Here is a 15,318-nt window from a genome sequence, read left to right on the forward strand (position 1 = left end):
TTATGAATCGCGGTGCGGAACGGGAACGGGAGAATTCTTCGGCGTTGTGGCTTCCCACAAATCCGCGGTCCCGGCGGCCTGTTCGCGCAGCCGTCGTTTGTCGAGTTTTCCGACGCTGGTGCGCGGCAGCTCGTCCACGACGACGATCTTCTCCGGCAGCCACCAGCGCGGAACGCGCTCGGCGAGGCGCGCCCCGACCGCCTCGACGTCGATGTCGGCGTCGCCGACCACGTACGCAACCGGGCGCTCCTGCCAACGCGGATGCGGCACGGAGACCACGGCGGCCTCGTGCACCGCGGGGTCCTCGAGCAGGGCCTCCTCGAGCGCGACGGAGCTGATCCACTCGCCGCCGGACTTGATGAGGTCCTTGGTGCGGTCGACGATCGTGAGGTAGCCGTGCTCGTCGATGACGCCGATGTCGCCGGTGCGCAGCCAGCCGTCGGCGAACTTGTCCGGGTGGTCGGCGTTGTAGTAGCTCGTCGCCACCCAGGGGCCGCGGATGAGGACCTCGCCCCGGCTGATCCCGTCGTGCGGCATGACGTTGCCGTCGTCGTCCACCAGCTTCCACTGCAGGCCCGGCAGCAGCCGTCCCTGCTTGCGGATGAGCTCCCAGCGACGCTGCGGGTCGTCGTCGGTCGCCGCCGGCGGCCTCGAGAACGTGGCCATCGGGGAGATCTCGGTCATGCCCCAGCCCTGGAAGACCGGCACGCCGAGTTCCTCGAGGTCGCGGATCAGGGAGATGGCCGGAGTGGAACCGCCGAGGACGAGCGCGCGCAGGCTGCTCAGGTCGGTGCCGGCGCCGCGGACGTGGGCGAGGAGGTCGACGGCCACGGTCGGCACCATGCCGGTGTAGGTGACGCGTTCCTTCTCGATGAGGGCCGCGATGTGCGCGGGGGTGGGATGGGGACCCGGCAGGATCTGCGACGCGCCGGTCATCAGGGCCGCGAAGGGGACGCCCCACGCGTTGGCGTGGAACATGGGGACCACCAGCAGGGCGCGGTCGCGCTCGGAGATCGCGTGGCCGTCGGCCAGGCACGCCGCCATCGTGTGCAGGTACAGCGATTTGTGGAGATACCCAACGCCCTTCGGGGACCCGGTGGTGCCCGAGGTGTAGCACAGGACGGCGAGGTCGTCGTCGCGCCGCGGGACCGGTGAGGCGAGGGGCGCCGCCGAGGCGACCATCGAGTCGAGGGTGCGCTCGGCGTCGAGGCTCTCGCCCTCGGGATCGATGAGCACCACCGGCATGTCCGGGCGCCGTTCGCGCGCCACCGACAGCAGGTCGGCGAGGGAAGGGTCGGCGAAGATCATCGCGTCGTCGGCGTGGTCGACGATGTAGGCGATCTCGTCGGGGGAGAGCCGGATGTTGATCGTGTGGAGCACGGCGCCCGCCAGGGGCACGGCGAGATACAACTCGAGGTGGCGCCGGTGGTTCCAGGCCAGCGTGCCCACCCGGTCACCCGGGCGCACGCCGGCCTCGACCAGTGCCGACGCCAGCCGCAGGACGCGCTCGGCGTAGTCGCGGTAGGTGTAGCGGAACACCTCCTCGCCGTCGATGTGGTCGACGATCTCCTTGTCGCCGAACATGTCCCGCGCCCGGTACAGGAAGTCGGTGATGAGCAGCGGATGATCGGCAGGCGTCGGGGTGTCGTTCATGCAGGGACCTCCACGGATTCCTCGGCGGCCAGACGGGCGCGCACCTGCGGCGCGACCTTGGTGGCCAGCAATTCGATTCGGGCGCTTCCGCTCTCGACCGACTCGCCGGGCAGCTGTGCCCAGAAGTGCACGTCCTGTATCTGCGGGGTGGCGCGCAGCATCGCCGTCAGCTCGTCGACGGCGGTCTCGGGGTCCCACAGGGTGAACGACCCGGCGTCGATGAGCTGTCCGGGCTCGGTGAACTGCGGGACGTCGCCGAAGGCGCCCATCTCGATGTACTTGTTGATCTGGTAGAGCGCGTGCGAGCCGATCTGGGCCCACTCGCGTTCGGGGTCCTCGGCGATGATGGTCCACTGCCCGGCGAAGATCCGGCCCTCCGCGCGCGACTTGCCGACCCGCTCGAGTGCGTCGAGGTAGGAGGCGTGGTGGGCGTTCTGGGTGGACAGGAAGCCGTCGCCGATGCGCGCGGCCCGCTCGATGGCGGGGTCGGCCATCGCGCCGACGAGGATGTCGGGGGCCACTTCCGGGGTCGGGGTGACCGGAAGGGCGGGCTTGCGCAGCCGCTTGCCGTCGAAGGGCTCGGCAGATCCGGACCAGCAGCGCCGCACGATCTCCACGCCCTCCTCGAGGAGGCTGGGACGGTTCACCAGCCGGCGGTCGAACGCGTTGAACTCCGGCTCCCAGTACCCCTGGCCGACGCCGAGCGAGAAGCGCCCACCGGTCAGCAGGGAGAGGGTCGCCGAGTCCTCGGCGAGGCGGATGGGGTTGTGCAGCGGCGACACGACGAGATTGGTGCCGATGTGCATGGTGGTGGTGCGATCGCCGATCGCCGAGGCGAGGAGGAACGGGGACGGGGTGTAGCCGTCGTCCATGAAGTGATGCTCGGTCAGCCAGACCGAGTCGATCCCGATGGACTCCGCCCATGCGATCTGATCGAGGGTGGCGCGATAGAAGTCCCCGAATCCGCGATCGCCGGAGTCCGGGTTGCGGAAGTCGTACCAGAGACCGAAGCTCACAGTGGACGCGTTCATTGCAGATCCTCTCGCCGAACAGTGTGGTCGAGGTCACTCTCGGGGATTCGCCGGGGGTACCGGAAGGGGGCGTCGTCGCGGCAGTTGTCGGAAATCCCAAGGCGGCTCGCGGCCGGGTCGGGACGCGTGGTCGGCGAATCCGCCGCGGTGCGGGAACCGATCGGTGGATCGAGTGCGTCCAAGGTGGCGCGGTGCTGGTTACCATCGCGGGGATCTGCCGTAGGGGGTGAGCAGGGTGGACGGCGCCGGAGACTCCGATGCGGGACGCGTCGCCGCGGGCACCGATGCGGGACGCATTGCCGCGGGCACCGATGGGGGACGCATTGCCGCGGGCACCGATGCGGGACGCATCGCCATGGATGCCGAGCAGGTGGCGGCCGTCGCCTCGTTCTATCGGCGTTCCTCCCTCGTGGTGAATGCGGTCGCCGACGATCTCGCCGCCCGTGACTTCGGGCGTTGGGCGCGCAGTGACCTGGTCGATCCGAGCGCCGAGCCGGACCCGGTGCTCTCGGGCCTGGCATCCGCCTATGCCGAGATGAGCGCGACGCTGTCCCGGCGGTTGCGCGAGCAGTCGCGCGCCGCGGCGGCGCTGGCCGATCGCCTCCGGTTGTCGGCCGAGACCGTGTCCGCTGGTGACGCCGACGCGGCTGCCGGGGTGGCCGGGGAGACGAGGTGAGTCGCGGATGAGACGCGGTGTGGACTCCCTGTCGACGCTCCGACAGGATGCGCACGCCGGTGTCGCGGAGCTGATCGAGTTCCTCGGTGCCGGCCGCCTGATGGGGTTGGCCGGGCCGGAGGACGCGACGATTCGTACGGGCCTGCAGATGGTCGACGCCTTCGACATCGCCGCGCTCTCGGCCGACGCGCGGGCCCTCGTCGCGGCTCACCGGGCCGTCTCCGATCAACTGCATCACCTGCCCGAGCAGCGTGTGCGGCTCGACGACGGGTGGCGCAGCGCAGCGGCGACGCGGGCCGTCGACGCCGTCATCGGTCATCAGCGCCGTGCCGAGAGCGACCTGTACGTGCTGCACACCCTCACCGACGCCACGGCGGCCGCCGCGTCCGGGATCGACCGGCTGATGCGGTCGTTCTACCTGGCCGTCGCCCGCCTGGGCACCCCGATCGCGGCGGAGACGCCGCCGGCGGAGTTGCCCGAGGCCGTGCTGGGCGGCCGCGTGCCGCTCGGCGTCGTCGCCGAGGACCTGAGGTCGCGGGTGGAGCTGTTCACCTCCTGCGTCGACGCGACGGTGCGTGGGATCACCGGCATCCTGGAGATCCTCAACCGGTCCCTCGACGGGATCGATGCGGAGCCCTACCCGGGCGGGGAGGGCGTCACGGGGTCGACGGAAAGCGCAGGGTCGACGGAACACTCTGTGCCGCGGTCTGTTCCGGTCGGCCCCGCCGATCTCGCGGCAGTCGACTCCGTGGTGGGTGAGACGGCATCCGCAGTTGCCGTCCCCGTGCCCGGTGAGGAGCCGGTGCCCGGGCGCGAGGAGCCGGTGCCCGGGGGCGGGGAGCCCGGGCGCGGCGAGGACGTGCCGTTCCAACTCGGGGGAGCGGTCGGGACGCACGGCGACGACGCCGTGACCGCTCCCGACACCGGCGTCCCGCAGGACGTGCCCGCGCATCCGGAGTCCGGAGGCGCCGACCCGGGATCGGGAGCCCTCGAGTCGGGCGGACCAGACAGCGAGCGCCCGGACCCCGAGCGCGCAGAATTCGGGCGGCCGGACCCAGAGCGGCCAGACCCCGAGCGGCCGGACCCCGAAATCTCGGGACCCGATGGCCCGCAACCGGTCTCGTCCTCCGCAACCGATCCGTCGCCCGAACCTGAGCGGTCCGCCGGCGACCTGGCCCTGGCAGGTGACCAGTGAACCTCGCCGATCAGATCGAGGCCCTCGCGCGGTCGGCCACCGCGCAGGTCGCCGACGCCTCGCACCGCTTCACCGGGGCGCAACGCGACCTCGCGGCGACCATGGCCGAACACCGACGGACGGCGCCGCGGTCCCGGACCGAACTCCTCCGCGAGGACCTCGAACACCAGGCCGATGCCGCCGACGCGTTGCCGAGCATCATGCTGCCCGCCGACGTCGCCGACGCGAGTCCGCATCTGCCGCCACCCGCGCGGTAGGCAGCGCCTAGGCTGTCTGCTGTGGCACGCAAGAAGCGTTCGAAACCGCAACCGCCCGACAAGCTGATGGCCGCGCTCGGTCGTCGCGGGCCGAACCGCGTCCTGCGCGGTGACCTCGGGATCGTCGGCACGCGCGGCGAGGTGTACACCCCGGCGTCGGGGGAGCGGCTGCCCGCGATCGCCTTCGGTCACGGCTGGCTGACCTCGACCGAGCGCTACCGCGACCTGTGTCAGCACCTCGCCTCCTGGGGCATCGTGGTGGCCGTGCCCGCCGGGCAGAGCGGTGTGTTCGCCTCCGACGACGCGATGGCCGCGCAGCTGCGCTCGGCGTTGTCGATCGTCACCCGCGTCCGCCTCGGCTTCGGCGAGATCACCGTCGACCCGGCCCGGATCGGGTTGGCCGGACACGGTTTCGGGGCGTCGGCCGCCGTCCTCGCCGCCTCCGACGGCGTGCTGCACGGCCAGCCGCAGCCCGCCGTGCGCGGCGTCGCCGCGATCTTCCCCGCACCGACCACCGGGTTGCTGTTGCCCGCCGCACGGCGCCTGGGCGTGCCCGGCCTGGTCGTCTCGTCGATCGGGGAACTCGACACCGTCGACGGCAACGCCCTGCCGCTGGCGCGCGCCTGGGGCGCCGACGCCGACTCGCCGGGAGCGGTCCTGCGGACGCCGCCGGGCGCGACGTCGAAGGGCCTGCTGGAACACCGCGGCATCGGATCGCTGTGGGGGAGCAACGGCGCGGACAAGAAGACGCACCGGGCGGTCCGAGCGCTGATGACCGGGTTCTTTCTCCACACGCTCAACGAGGACCCGGAGTACGCGGCGTTCGCCGACCCCGACACCGTCCTCGGGAAGGTGCCCGCCGTCGATCCCGACGACCCGCCCGAGGCCCAGGACCGGATCTCCAAACTGCTCGGCGCCAAGGAGCGCAAGCGCCGTCGCGCAGGCACTCCCGTGCCCTCCGGGCTCCCGAACGCAGTGGTCCCCGACACCATCGAGTGACGCCGTCCTCGGCGGATGCGGCGATGTCCGTTTCCGGACACGGCGTTGGCCCTGCGCGGGCGCGTCGATGCGACCGCGCGCAGGTACGCTGACTGACTATGTGTGGAATCGTCGGATACGTGGGGCGTCGTGACGCCCTGGACATCGTCGTCGAGGCATTGCGGCGGATGGAGTACCGCGGATACGACTCGGCCGGTGTCGCGATCCTCGACGGCGCGGGTAACACCGCGATCCAGAAGCAGGCGCTCCGGATGGAGAACCTCGAGAAGCAGATCGCGACGGTCGGACGCGAGGCGCTGTCGGGGACGACGGGCATGGGTCACACCCGCTGGGCGACCCACGGCAAGCCCACCGACAAGAACGCGCATCCGCACGCCAGCAGCGACCGCAAGATCGCGGTCGTCCACAACGGCATCATCGAGAACTACGCCGAGCTGCGCGCCGAACTCGAGGAGGACGGCGTCGAGTTCGAGTCGGAGACCGACACCGAGACCGCGGTCCACCTCGTCTCCAAGTACTACGCGCTCGGCCCGACCGCCGGAGATTTCGTGGCCAGCGCCTACGCCGCGCTGCGTCGCCTCGAGGGCGCATTCACCCTCGTGTTCACCCACGCCGACCACCCGGACACCATCGTCGCCGCCCGCCGGTCGACGCCGCTGGTCGTCGGCGTCGGCGAGGGCGAGATGTTCGTCGCCTCCGATGTGACCGCCTTCATCGAGCACACCCGCGAGGCGGTCGAGCTCGGTCAGGACGAGGTCGTGGTCATCACCGCCGACTCGTACTCGATCACCGACTTCGACCGCAACGAACGCCCCGGCAAGCCGTTCCACATCGACTGGGATCTCGCGGCCGCGGAGAAGGGCGGCTACGACTTCTTCATGCTCAAGGAGATCGCCGAGCAGCCCCGCGCGATCGCCGACACCCTCCTGGGCCACCTGCAGGACGGCCGCATCGTCCTCGACGAGCAGCGCCTGACCGATGACGACCTGCGCGACGTGGACAAGGTCTTCGTCGTCGCCTGCGGCACCGCCTACCACGCCGGCCTGCTCGCCAAGTACGCGATCGAGCACTGGACGCGCCTGCCCGTCGAGATCGAGCTCGCCAGCGAGTTCCGCTACCGCGACCCGGTCCTGGACCGGTCGACGCTGGTCCTGGCGATCTCGCAGTCGGGCGAGACCGCCGACACCCTCGAGGCCGTGCGCCACGCCAAGGACCAGAAAGCGCGCGTGCTGGCGATCTGCAACACCAACGGCGCACAGATCCCGCGCGAGTCCGACGCGGTGCTGTACACGCACGCCGGACCGGAGATCGGCGTCGCGTCGACCAAGTGCTTCCTGGCGCAGATCGTCGCCGCCTACCTGGTCGGCCTGGCGCTCGCGCAGGCCCGCGGCACCAAGTACTCCGACGAGGTGGTGCGGGAGTTCGAGGCCATCGAGGCCATGGCCGACTCGGTCTCCGAGGTCCTCGAGACCATGGGGCCGGTCCGCGACCTCGCGCACTCGCTGGCCGAGCACAACACCGTGCTGTTCATCGGCCGCCACGTCGGTTACCCGGTGGCGCTCGAGGGGGCGCTGAAGCTCAAGGAACTCGCCTACATGCACGCCGAGGGATTCGCCGCCGGCGAGCTCAAGCACGGCCCGATCGCGCTCATCGAGGACGGCCTGCCGGTCATCACGATCATGCCGTCGCCGGACGGCCGTGCGGTCCTGCACTCCAAGATGGTGAGCAACATCCGCGAGATCCAGGCCCGCGGCGCGCGCACGATCGTGATCGCCGAGGCCGACGACGACGCCGCGCGGGCGGTCGCCGACGAGTTCATCCCCATCCCGAAGACGCCGACGCTGTTGCAGCCGCTGGTGTCCACGGTGCCGTTGCAGGTGTTCGCCGCGAGCGTGGCGCAGGCCCGCGGCTACGACGTCGACAAGCCGCGCAACCTCGCCAAGTCGGTGACCGTCGAGTAGGGGCCTCCCCATGCCGATGCAGTACCTGACCGCCGACGAGGTGCGCGACGCCGAACGGGCGTCGGGGGATCTGCTCGCGAACGGGACGCTGATGCGTCGGGCGTCCCACGGCGTCGCCCGGGTGGTGGCGGCCGAACTGAACCGGACCGGCGGCTGTTACGGGCGCCGCGTCGGCATCGTGGTCGGCGCGGGTGACAACGGCGGCGACGCGCTGTTCGCCGGGGCCGAACTCGCTCGCCGCGGCGTCGCGGTCCACGCGGTCCTGCTCGCCCCGGACAAGGCGCATCCCGCGGGACTCGCCGCCTTCCGCGCCGCCGGCGGCCGGGTCGTCCCGACGACGGGCGGTGGCGCCGCGCTGCCGGCCGGTCTCGACATCGTCGTCGACGGCGTGGTCGGCATCGGCGGCAAGGGGCCGCTGCGCCCGGCGGCGGCCGCGGTGTTCGCCGCGCTGGCCCCCGAGACCACCGTCGTCGCGGTCGACCTGCCGTCCGGCGTGGACTGTGACACCGGCGAGGTCCACGACCCGTCGGTCCGTGCCGACATCACCGTCACGTTCGGACACCCGCGACGCGTCCACCTGCTCGCCGCTCCGCGCTGCGGGCGGCTCGCGGTCGTCGACATCGGCATCGGCAAACCGTCGGAACGTGTTGCGCCGCGGTTGTTCTCGTTCTCCGACGAGGACATCGACTGGCCGGTTCCGGGTCCCGCCGACGACAAGTACACCCAGGGTGTGGTCGGGGTCATCGCGGGTTCGCACCGTTACCCGGGCGCGGCGATCCTGGCGTCGGGCGCGGCGGTCACCGCGACGTCCGGTATGACGCGCTACGTGGGATCGGCCCACGCCGAGGTGGTCTCGCATTTCCCTGAGGTCGTCGCGGTGCCGGACCTCGCGGAGGCCGGACGCGTCCAGGCCTGGACGGTCGGTCCCGGGATGGGAACCGACGACGCGGCGGAGGCCACGCTGCGCACCGTGCTCGACACTGATCTCCCGGTGCTCGTCGACGCCGACGCGCTCACCATCGTCGCCCGACGCCCCGAGCTGGTCGCCGGCCGAACCGCACCCACGCTGCTGACGCCGCACGCCGGCGAGTTCGCCCGGCTCACCGGCACGGCGCTCGGGGCCGACCGGCTGTCCGCGGTCGCGGGCCTCGCGGCCGAATGGAATGTGACCGTCCTGCTCAAGGGGCGCATCACCCTGGTCGCCGACCCGACGGGTTCGGTCGCCGGCAACGACGCCGGGTCGTCGTGGGCGGCCACCGCCGGGGCGGGCGACGTGCTCGCCGGCATCGCCGGTTCGCTGCTGGCCGCGGGACACACGCCGCAGACGGCGGGGGCCTGGGCGGCGCGCGTCCATGCCCGCGCCGCGCTGCTCGCCAGCCGGGGAGCGCCCATCGGGGCGTCGACCCTCCTGGCGGCCCTGCGTCCGGCGATCCGCGAGTTCGTCAGAGGGTGAGCACTCTCAGGAGAACGCGAGTACCGGGAACGCCGCGGTGAGCACCGACGCCGCGGTGACCACGGCGAGGAAGACGAGGTCCACGACCGGCGCCGCGCGCCGGAGTTCACCGGCGCGCAGGCGTGCGACGAACGACGTCATTAGCAGCACGACCGCGCAGACCGCGGCGACGCTCCCGACCAGCCACAGTCCCAACCCGGCGAGGAAGTAGCCGTCGGAATCCTGATCTGCGAGGGTTCGGGCGAAGGAGATGACCAACAGGACCGCGCTGCCGACGAGCGACGCCCAGGCGACGGCGTTCGACGCCCAGGCGAGCAGCGACTCGCGCAGGCCAGGCGTGCGGCCGCCGGTCAGCGGTGGCGTCGGGTACACGTATGCCGCCGGTCGGAGGGGCGTCCCGCGAAGGTCGACCGGGACGAACTCGTCCGGGAAGGCCGGTTCGGTGAAGACCGGGTCGCGTGGTCCGGGCTGCTGGTTCATGGTGGGGTTCATCATGCTCCGACGTCTCGTGCTCTCGCGGGCTTCGGGGTCGCGTTCCAGCCAACCGCAGGCGCCGGCCGCGCGCATCGGTGTGATTACTCATGTCCGCCATCGCGTGCCGTATCCCTGGTCACGCCCGGTGTGAGCCAATCGGGTCGCGACGATCTGGGAGAATGGTCGCCGATGACTTCTCCTGCCCTGACCGCGACCGTCGACCTCGGCGCGGTCGCCCACAACCTCGACGTTCTGCGGAACGCCTCCCACGCTCCCGTCATGGCGGTCGTCAAGGCCGACGCCTACGGGCACGGCGCCGTGCCGGTGGCGAGGGCGGTGCTGGCCGCCGGCGCCGCCGAACTCGGAGTGGCCCACATCACCGAGGGGATCGCACTGCGCGCCGCGGGGATCGACGCGCCGATCACGGCGTGGCTGCACACACCCGGCGCAGACTTCGACGCGGCGATCGCGAACGACATCGAGGTGGCACTGTCCTCGCCCCGCCAGCTCGAGGCCGTGGTGGCCGCCGCGCGTCGTGCGGGGGTCCGGGCGTCGGTCACGGTGAAGGTCGACACCGGCCTCAACCGCAGCGGCGTCGCCGTCGACGAGTGGGACGTGTTCGTGCGGGAGATCGCGAAGGCACACGCCGAGGAGTCCGTGGTGCTGCGCGGGGTGATGTGCCACCTGGCGCGTGGCGACGAACCGGGGCATCCGCTCAACGACGAGCAGGCCGGGCGCCTGGACCGGGCGGTGGACGATCTCACCCGTGCCGGGGTGGCCCCCGAGGTGGTGCACATGGCGAACTCGCCTGCGGCGCTGACCCGGCCCGACCTCGCCAGGGACATGGTCCGCCCCGGCATCGCGCTGTACGGGCGCACCCCGATACCCGAGCGCGGCGACTTCGGGCTCATCCCCGCCATGACCCTGTCGGCGCAGGTGGCGCTGGTCAAGAACGTGGCAGCCGGAGAGGGCGTCTCCTACAGTCAGACGTGGATCGCGCCCCGGGACACCGTCGTCGCGGTGGTGCCGGCGGGATACGCCGACGGTGTGCCGCGCCTGCTGTCGGGTCACCTGCGCGTCCGCATCGGCGAGCGGCTCTTCGACGGGATCGGGCGGATCTGCATGGACCAGCTGGTCATCGATCTGGGACCCGACGGGGCAGGCGTGCGCGAGGGAGACGAGGTCGAGTTGTTCGGCACGGGCCGTCACGGCGGCCCGACCGCCAGGGACTGGGCCGATGCGATCGGCACCATCGACTACGAGATCGTGTCGCAGATCGGCAACCGGGTGGTCCGGCGCTACGTGGACCCGCAGGCCCCGGACCCGGCAGCCGATGACGACTCGACCGGCGACCCGCGACGTGCTGCGGGTGGCGGTCAAGGAGATGCGCGTCGGCCTGACGATTGGGACGGTGAGCCGTAGATGAGGGGGGTGAGCGAGATGGAGGACTACGAACGCGCGGGCCTGTTGGCCGGTGTCGCCGGCGTCGCGGCCCTCGGCGGACGGGCGGCGATCGGTGCGGCCCGCAATGCCGCGCGCAAGAGCGTCGTGGGCCGGCCCGACCCGTACCACGGCATCGACCTGACCGCGATGTACGACCTCCCGGCGAGCACGGTCACCACCGACGACGGTCTCGAGCTCGCGGTGCGCACACTCGATCTGGGGAACGTCGCCCACGGTGAGGCGCCCGAGCTGACCATCGTCTTCGTGCACGGCTTCAGCCTGCGCATGGCGAGCTGGCACTTCCAGTGGCAGCAGCTCGCCCGGGAGTGGGCCGACCGCAACTATCGGCTCGTCTTCTACGATCACCGCGGTCACGGCCGCAGCGACGCCGCGCCCGCGGAGACCTGCACCATCGCGCAACTCGCCGACGACGCGGCGGCGGTGCTCCGGTCCACCGCGCCCACCGGTCACGTCGTACTGGTGGGGCATTCGATGGGCGGCATGACCCTCATGGGCCTCGCGCGCCGTCACCCGGCGCTGTTCTCCGCGGAGGGGCGGGTGGCCGGTGTCGCGCTCGTCGCCACCGCCGCGCGCGGACTCACCGAGGCCGGACTCGGCGAGGGGCTGCAGAACCCGATCGTCGACGCGTTCCGGCTCAGCGTCCGCCGCGCCCCGCGGCTGGTGCAGGCCGGCCGCGGTATCACCAGGTCCGCGCTCGAGCCAGTACTGGTCGCGGCCAGCTTCGGCCCCACCTTCTTCAGCCCGGCACTCGGCCGCGCGGTGGAGAAGATGATCCAGAACACGCCGATCGAGACGATCGTGAACTTCCTGCACGCGCTGGAGATCCACGACGAGTCCACCGCGCTGCCGGTGCTGGCCCAGGTGCCCTCGACCGTCGTCTGCGGCGACAAGGACCGACTCACGCCGCTGCCGAACTCGGTTCGGATGTACTCGCAGCTCGGAACGGATTCACGCCTCGTGGTCATCAAGGGAGCCGGGCACATGGTCCAGATGGAGGAACCGGAGATCGTGACCGACGCGATCGTCGATCTCGTCGACCGGGCGCGGGTGGCGCTGCCACGGCCTCGTCGTCGCTGGTGGAATCGGAAGCGCGCATGAGCAACACACCCGGGACGCCGGACGCTACGCAGCCGAGCCCGATCACCGATCGCGCGGGCACCCGCGAGTTGCCCGACGTCGCCGACACCGAGGCCTTCGGCGCCGAACTCGCCACGACCCTCTCGGCGGGCGACCTCGTCATCCTCGACGGCCCGCTCGGTGCCGGGAAGACCGCGCTCGCCCGCGGGATCGGCCGGGGGCTCGGGGTGGAAGGACGGGTCACGTCGCCGACGTTCATCATCGCCCGCGAGCACCGCGCCGGCCGTCCCGGCGGCCTGGCCATGGTCCACGTCGACGCCTACCGTCTCGGCCTGCACGAGCCGGGCCCCGACGGGCGGCCCGCCCGCGTGGTCCTCGACGAGCTGGACGCGCTCGACCTGGACACCGATCTCGAGGATGCGGTGGTCGTGGTCGAATGGGGTGAGGGTGTGGCCGAGAGACTGGCGCAGCGGTATCTCGTCGTGCGGTTGCGGCGAGACCCCGACACCGATGTGCGGCATGCGGAGTGGGAATGGGTGAGCGAGGAATGAGTTCCGGGCAGCGCGCGTACAAGGTCCTCGCGATCGACACCGCCACCGACTCGGTCGTGACCGGCGTCGTCGAGGTGGTCGGCGAATCGTTCGGCGACACCGCGGTTCTCGCCGAACGGGTGATCTCGGATCATCGTCGGCACGCCGAACTGCTGACGACCCTCGTCGCCGAGTGCCTCGCCGAGGCGGGGGTGTCGCGTGACGCCGTCGACGCGGTGGTCGTCGGCTGCGGACCCGGACCGTTCACCGGCCTGCGGGTCGGGATGGCGACCGGTGCCGCCTTCGCCGATGCGCTCGGGATCCCGGCGTACGGGGTGTGCTCGCTGGATGCGCTCGCGCTCGACGCCGCGCCCGAGGGAGCAGGCGTGCTCGTCGTCACCGACGCCCGGCGCCGCGAGGTGTACTGGGCGGCCTACGCCGACGGTCGGCGCACCGACGGCCCGGGGGTCATCGCGCCCGCGCTCCTCGCCGAGGACCTCGCGGCCGATCTCGCCGCCGGGACCTACGCCGTGGCGGCCGGCTCGGCGCCGCACCTCGAACTCGTCGGCTGGACGGGTACGCCGCCCGAGGTCACGGTCCCGACGCCCCGCGGCCTCGTCGCGGCGGCCGCGGGCCGCATCGTCGCCGGTGATCCCGCCGAACCCCTCGTCCCGCTCTACCTCCGCCGGCCCGACGCCGTCGAGCAGAAGGAATTGAAGGAGCGCAAGGCGAGGAAGGAGCGCGAAGCGCAGCAGGCGCAGGCCTCCGAGGTCGTGCCGTGACCGCTTCCGAGCCCGTCATCGACGCGCTCACCTACGACGACATCCCGCGCTGCGCGATGCTCGAGAAGGTGATCTACGGCGACGACTCACCGTGGCCGGCGTCGGCCTTCCGGGCCGAGCTGAACGCCCCGTACAACACCTACTTCGCGGCCCGGGAGGAGCCCGGCGGCGAGATCATCGGCTACGCCGGGATCTCGACGCTCGGTCAGCCCGAGGCCTACGAGTGCGAGATCCACACCATCTCGGTCGATCCGCGCCACCAGGGCAAGGGCATCGGCAAGGCCCTGCTCGAGGCGATGCTCGCGGTCGCCGACGAGGTCGACGCACCCGTCTATCTCGAGGTTCGCACCGACAACGACCCCGCGATCGCGCTGTACTCCCGGCACGGCTTCACCACCGTCGGGTTGCGTCGCGGCTATTACCAACCGTCCGGCGCGGACGCCTACACGATGCTGCGGGCCCCGAGTTCGGGACGGCCGATCGAACCGGAGGAGGGCCCGGCGTGATCGTCATGGGCATCGAGAGTTCCTGCGACGAGACCGGTGTCGGGATCGTGCGCTGGACACCCGGCGACGGGGACACCCCCGGATACGCCACCCTGCTCGCCGACGAGGTGGCCAGCAGCGTCGACGAGCACGCGCGCTTCGGCGGCGTGGTGCCCGAGATCGCCTCGCGCGCACACCTCGAGGCCATCGTCCCCACCATGCGACGCGCCCGCGAGGCCGCCGGCATCGACAAGCCGGATGCGATCGCGGTGACCATCGGCCCCGGCCTGGCGGGTGCGCTGCTCGTCGGCGTCGCCGCGGCCAAGGCCTACGCACTCGCGTGGGACGTGCCGCTCTACGCGATGAACCACCTCGGCGGGCACGTCGCGGTGGACACGCTCGAACACGGGCCCATGCCCGAGTGCGTCGCGCTGCTCGTCTCGGGCGGACACACCCACCTGCTGCACGTGAAGGATCTCGCGCAGCCGATCGTCGAGCTCGGCACGACCGTCGACGACGCGGCGGGGGAGGCCTTCGACAAGGTGGCTCGGCTGCTCGACCTGGGGTTCCCGGGCGGTCCCGCGCTCGACCGCGTCGCCCGCGACGGCGACCCGAACGCGATCGCCTTCCCGCGCGGCATGACCGGGCCCCGCGATGCCCGCCACGACTTCTCCTTCAGCGGGCTCAAGACCGCTGTCGCCCGCTACGTCGAGAAGTGCGAACGTGACGGCGTGCCGGTCCCCGTCGCCGATGTCGCGGCGTCGTTCCAGGAGGCGGTCGCCGACGTGCTCACCATGAAGGCGGTGCGCGCATGCGAGGACCTGGGCGTGACGACCCTCGTGCTCGGCGGCGGCGCGACCGCCAACTCGCGGATCCGCTCGCTGGCCGAGGAGCGGTGTGCGGCGGCGGGGATCACGCTGCGCGTCCCCAGACCCCGGCTGTGCACCGACAACGGCGCGATGATCGCCACCCTCGGAGCCCACGTGATCGCCGGCGGCGCCGCGCCGTCGCCGCTCACCGTGGCCTCCGACCCGGCGATGTCGGTGCGGGTCAGCCAGCTCTGAGGCGTCCGCGCGGGCGGGTTCGGGGTGTCTGGCCGCCCGTCTGCGATCGCCGCGGGCGAAACTCCGGCATTTCGCACCCACCTCCCTTGAGTGCTGGCACTCGCATGTATAGAGTGCTAGTTGGCACTGAGTGAAGCCTCGGACACCCGCGACGACGAGGTTTTGTCCCAGGGCCATGAACGTGCAGATTCTTTCTCAGTACGAAAGTTGAGGACTC

The 15,318-nt window shown here is 71.7% G+C and carries 15 protein-coding genes; 12 read left to right on the forward strand and 3 right to left on the reverse strand.

The window, feature by feature from the left end; genetic code table 11:
* Together E1P53_RS19265 and E1P53_RS19270 are read right to left on the reverse strand one after the other, a co-directional pair.
* A complete protein-coding gene (locus tag E1P53_RS19265) occupies positions 1 to 1,653 on the reverse strand; it encodes a long-chain fatty acid--CoA ligase (protein WP_131735209.1) in 1,653 nt (550 codons plus the stop codon).
* Positions 1,650 to 2,684, reverse strand: a complete 1,035-nt coding sequence (locus E1P53_RS19270; protein WP_131735210.1) for an LLM class flavin-dependent oxidoreductase — start codon at positions 2,682 to 2,684, stop codon at positions 1,650 to 1,652. The genes E1P53_RS19265 and E1P53_RS19270 overlap by 4 nt, the downstream gene beginning before the upstream one ends.
* Positions 2,685 to 2,910: 226 nt before the next feature.
* Here E1P53_RS19270 and E1P53_RS19275 point away from each other — a divergent pair, with 226 nt between their 5' ends.
* From E1P53_RS19275 to E1P53_RS19300, 6 genes are all read left to right on the forward strand, one after another.
* Positions 2,911 to 3,360, forward strand: coding sequence for a hypothetical protein (locus E1P53_RS19275; protein WP_342353781.1), 450 nt, complete (start codon positions 2,911 to 2,913; stop codon positions 3,358 to 3,360).
* A gap of 7 nt (positions 3,361 to 3,367) precedes the next feature.
* A complete protein-coding gene (locus tag E1P53_RS19280; RefSeq protein WP_131735211.1) occupies positions 3,368 to 4,555 on the forward strand; it encodes a hypothetical protein in 1,188 nt (395 codons plus the stop codon).
* Entirely contained in the window at positions 4,552 to 4,812 is a 261-nt protein-coding gene (locus tag E1P53_RS19285; protein ID WP_006900063.1) for a hypothetical protein, read from the forward strand. Before E1P53_RS19280 ends, E1P53_RS19285 begins: the two co-directional genes overlap by 4 nt.
* Positions 4,813 to 4,833: 21 nt before the next feature.
* Entirely contained in the window at positions 4,834 to 5,811 is a 978-nt protein-coding gene (locus E1P53_RS19290) for a dienelactone hydrolase family protein (protein WP_131735212.1), read from the forward strand.
* A gap of 98 nt (positions 5,812 to 5,909) precedes the next feature.
* A complete protein-coding gene (glmS, locus tag E1P53_RS19295) occupies positions 5,910 to 7,772 on the forward strand; it encodes a glutamine--fructose-6-phosphate transaminase (isomerizing) (RefSeq protein WP_131735213.1) in 1,863 nt (620 codons plus the stop codon).
* Positions 7,773 to 7,782: 10 nt separating this feature from the next.
* Complete coding sequence (locus E1P53_RS19300) at positions 7,783 to 9,225, forward strand: bifunctional ADP-dependent NAD(P)H-hydrate dehydratase/NAD(P)H-hydrate epimerase (RefSeq protein ID WP_006900060.1); 1,443 nt, start codon at positions 7,783 to 7,785, stop codon at positions 9,223 to 9,225.
* Between the two features lie 6 nt (positions 9,226 to 9,231).
* Here E1P53_RS19300 and E1P53_RS19305 read toward each other — a convergent pair whose 3' ends face one another.
* A complete protein-coding gene (locus tag E1P53_RS19305; RefSeq protein WP_131735214.1) occupies positions 9,232 to 9,720 on the reverse strand; it encodes a hypothetical protein in 489 nt (162 codons plus the stop codon).
* A gap of 168 nt (positions 9,721 to 9,888) precedes the next feature.
* Here E1P53_RS19305 and alr point away from each other — a divergent pair, with 168 nt between their 5' ends.
* From alr to tsaD, 6 genes are read left to right on the forward strand one after another with little or no spacing between them, the layout of a single operon-like run.
* The gene (gene alr, locus E1P53_RS19310; RefSeq protein WP_131735215.1) at positions 9,889 to 11,121 is read left to right on the forward strand and encodes an alanine racemase; all 1,233 of its coding nucleotides are present in this window, start codon (positions 9,889 to 9,891) and stop codon (positions 11,119 to 11,121) included.
* The gene (locus E1P53_RS19315) at positions 11,122 to 12,261 is read left to right on the forward strand and encodes an alpha/beta fold hydrolase (protein ID WP_131735216.1); all 1,140 of its coding nucleotides are present in this window, start codon (positions 11,122 to 11,124) and stop codon (positions 12,259 to 12,261) included.
* Complete coding sequence (tsaE, locus tag E1P53_RS19320) at positions 12,258 to 12,791, forward strand: tRNA (adenosine(37)-N6)-threonylcarbamoyltransferase complex ATPase subunit type 1 TsaE (RefSeq protein ID WP_109238786.1); 534 nt, start codon at positions 12,258 to 12,260, stop codon at positions 12,789 to 12,791. Before E1P53_RS19315 ends, tsaE begins: the two co-directional genes overlap by 4 nt.
* Positions 12,788 to 13,552, forward strand: a complete 765-nt coding sequence (tsaB, locus tag E1P53_RS19325) for a tRNA (adenosine(37)-N6)-threonylcarbamoyltransferase complex dimerization subunit type 1 TsaB (RefSeq protein WP_131735393.1) — start codon at positions 12,788 to 12,790, stop codon at positions 13,550 to 13,552. Before tsaE ends, tsaB begins: the two co-directional genes overlap by 4 nt.
* The gene (gene rimI, locus E1P53_RS19330) at positions 13,549 to 14,058 is read left to right on the forward strand and encodes a ribosomal protein S18-alanine N-acetyltransferase (protein ID WP_006900054.1); all 510 of its coding nucleotides are present in this window, start codon (positions 13,549 to 13,551) and stop codon (positions 14,056 to 14,058) included. The genes tsaB and rimI overlap by 4 nt, the downstream gene beginning before the upstream one ends.
* Positions 14,055 to 15,101, forward strand: coding sequence for a tRNA (adenosine(37)-N6)-threonylcarbamoyltransferase complex transferase subunit TsaD (gene tsaD / locus E1P53_RS19335; protein ID WP_006900053.1), 1,047 nt, complete (start codon positions 14,055 to 14,057; stop codon positions 15,099 to 15,101). Before rimI ends, tsaD begins: the two co-directional genes overlap by 4 nt.
* The last annotated feature ends 217 nt before the right edge of the window (positions 15,102 to 15,318 follow it).

It is taken from the genome of Gordonia paraffinivorans (assembly GCF_900683595.1).
Taxonomy (GTDB): Bacteria; Actinomycetota; Actinomycetes; order Mycobacteriales; family Mycobacteriaceae; genus Gordonia; species Gordonia paraffinivorans.

Coding starts and splice junctions, on each gene's coding strand:
- tsaB (WP_131735393.1), top strand. CDS start 12,788: ATGAGTTCCGGGCAGCGCGCGTACAAGGTCCTCGCGATCGACACCGCC.
- E1P53_RS19300 (WP_006900060.1), top strand. CDS start 7,783: ATGCCGATGCAGTACCTGACCGCCGACGAGGTGCGCGACGCCGAACGG.
- E1P53_RS19280 (WP_131735211.1), top strand. CDS start 3,368: ATGAGACGCGGTGTGGACTCCCTGTCGACGCTCCGACAGGATGCGCAC.
- tsaE (WP_109238786.1), top strand. CDS start 12,258: ATGAGCAACACACCCGGGACGCCGGACGCTACGCAGCCGAGCCCGATC.
- E1P53_RS19315 (WP_131735216.1), top strand. CDS start 11,122: ATGAGGGGGGTGAGCGAGATGGAGGACTACGAACGCGCGGGCCTGTTG.
- alr (WP_131735215.1), top strand. CDS start 9,889: ATGACTTCTCCTGCCCTGACCGCGACCGTCGACCTCGGCGCGGTCGCC.
- glmS (WP_131735213.1), top strand. CDS start 5,910: ATGTGTGGAATCGTCGGATACGTGGGGCGTCGTGACGCCCTGGACATC.
- E1P53_RS19305 (WP_131735214.1), bottom strand. CDS start 9,720: ATGATGAACCCCACCATGAACCAGCAGCCCGGACCACGCGACCCGGTC.
- E1P53_RS19270 (WP_131735210.1), bottom strand. CDS start 2,684: ATGAACGCGTCCACTGTGAGCTTCGGTCTCTGGTACGACTTCCGCAAC.
- E1P53_RS19265 (WP_131735209.1), bottom strand. CDS start 1,653: ATGAACGACACCCCGACGCCTGCCGATCATCCGCTGCTCATCACCGAC.